2 protein-coding genes are annotated in these 2349 nt (G+C 41.1%); both read right to left on the bottom strand.

Annotation, left to right across the window (positions count from 1 at the left end):
* Nucleotides 1-307: 307 nt before the first annotated feature.
* Nucleotides 308-1561, bottom strand: a complete 1254-nt coding sequence (locus AC1DPQ_RS25050; RefSeq protein ID WP_477578985.1) for a DUF2130 domain-containing protein — start codon at nt 1559-1561, stop codon at nt 308-310.
* 91 nt (nt 1562-1652) lie between these two features.
* Nucleotides 1653-2033, bottom strand: coding sequence for an OsmC family protein (locus AC1DPQ_RS25045; protein WP_477578987.1), 381 nt, complete (start codon nt 2031-2033; stop codon nt 1653-1655).
* Nucleotides 2034-2349 lie beyond the last annotated feature (316 nt).

Raw genomic sequence — 2349 nt, 5'->3', positions numbered from 1 at the left:
GGTTAATATTAATGGCCTCATTGAGCGCTACGCCGTTTAAAAACCTGCGAGGTCTAGTCACGCAATATCTCCGCGTTAGGGATTGTAAGGGTTCAGTACCGATCCTTCATCGGTACCGGAGCGAAGCGTAGCCCTGAAAAGCCCGCCCCTTTCCCGTTTTTCACGGGATTGGGGAACGCCAAAACAAGCTGGCAGTTTGCAGTTCACACCTGGCGATGAGCAACGTCAGTCTATTCAAAATAGATCCTGAAACAAGTTCAGGATGACGATACGATATAAAAATCGGAACGGGATGACGTATTGCGAGTTACTCTAAAAGCAAGGTATCATCATCTTCATCGGTTAAGCTCAGCTGCACACTATCGCTACCCGCAATACCTTCTATCGAACCGCGGATATGGGTCGCATTTAACAATACTTTTTCTAACTGCTTTTCACGTGCTTTCCATAAGCGTTCCATCGCATCACGCTCGCGTTGTATGGATAGTTTCATGCTCATAAAACCTTCTCTAATGGCTTTCCATTGTTCTGAAAACTCTGCTCCCATTAAATAATCGTAAAGCATGTGCATTTTTTCGCCGCGGTTTTCCTGCGATTTTACTGCACCTGCCAAGCGCAAAATACCTTCGCGCAACACGTATGCTACAGCATTTACTTCTTCGAAAGAGCAAATCCAAACCCCATCGCGCTGCCCGAAACAATCCATGCCTTTTGGGTAACATTGACTTACGATTACCGCTACATCAATACCCATACTGCGCATATCTTTTTTCAGTTTTTCGATCCAGTCGCCACCAAAATCTTTGGTACGCTTGCTTTCGTAAATAATTTTACCGCATTCCTGTCCAAATTGGTTGCGTACCACCTGTACACAATCTGCACCACGCACTCCTTTGCCAACTTCTTCAATTAAATCGAAAGGATAATTGGTACGAAGCAATTCTTCCAAAATCAGTTCCTGCACTTCGCCCTGCAATTGCATACTGCCCTGCTCAGCCTTACGTTTCATTTCTTCGGCCAATTTTTTCTGGTCGTCGAGCTGTTTTTCCAATTCCTTTAAACGCAATTGGTGTTCGGTATCTTTAATACTATTTTTTTCTGCCTCTTGCTTACGGATCTGTTCTACCAACTCGTTACGCTGCTCTTGCATTTTACGTTGAAAGGCAAGTTCCATTTCTTCTTCCTTTACTTTAAGGCTTTCCTCGCGGCGTAAAAACTCCAGTTCTTTTTCGCGGGCCAACTTTAGTTTTTCAGCATTGTCTTTCGCATTACCTTCGAGCATTTGCAGTTTTGTTTCAAAATCGGCCGAAATACTTTTACGCAGGTTTTCCTCCAGATTATCCTTAAGCTTGGTTTTCTCTTCAGCAAGTTTGGCATCAAAAGCTTTCAATTGCTGTTGTTTTTCTGATTCAAAAACCTGCAGTTTACGTTGATATTCTTCATCTTTCTGCCTTGCATAAGCAGCCGCTTTCTCACGTAACTCTTTCTTATAATCTTCTGCCATGGCTTCTTCCATCGGAAAAACATGGGCACAGTTGGGGCATTTTATTTCGGTAGGCATAAATTATTTTTTTACCACAGCGAACGCTCGGGTTTTGACAAAGATATTAAAGCTTTTTATCAATGTATAAACGAGTTTTGCACCGTTAGCATTAAAGTACCTTCGATCTGATTTCGTGACCGGATGCTAAAATTTTACTTACCGGGCATTTTGCGGCAATTTCTTCCAATCTGATTTTTTGTTCTTCGGTAAGTATTCCTGTACATACAATTTCTTCAAAAAATATGGTTTCCCCATTTTCGGTATCAATATTTACTTCTACCTCAATTCTATCAATTGGCCATTCCTTTCTATCGGCATACATTCTTAAGGTAATGGCTACACACGATGCTAAAGAGGCCATTAACAATCCTTTTGGGGCAAAGCCTTTATGTGTACCACCCAATTCTAAAGGCTCGTCTACTATAATATCATGAGAACCATTTGTTACAGAACATGCATAATGCTCTTTATTTATTGTCGCTTTTACCATATGATTAGTTTTAGTATCCCAAATATTGTGCTTTAACTTTAAACTTAGGTAAAAGTCTGGTCTTTTTTTGAAAACGGATGTCGCAATTTCATGACTGTTGCAGTTTTGCCTTTCGCTGCGGCCCCTACTTAGGTCTTATCAATATAGATACATTAAATTTTAAGATTTCTTTACCGCTCCTTGTCACAGCAGCATTGCCATCTAAACCCGATTTTAGCGAATGCTCTCGATTTAAGCACTTATTTATGGTGTGCTTGCTTGTTTCACAGGTTTCATCGGAGCAGAAGCTGGATTGTTTTTCCAAAAACTACTGCAC

The organism is Pedobacter sp. 01T416_2 (assembly GCF_056398925.1).
This window is presented reverse-complemented; position numbering and strand designations above follow the sequence as displayed.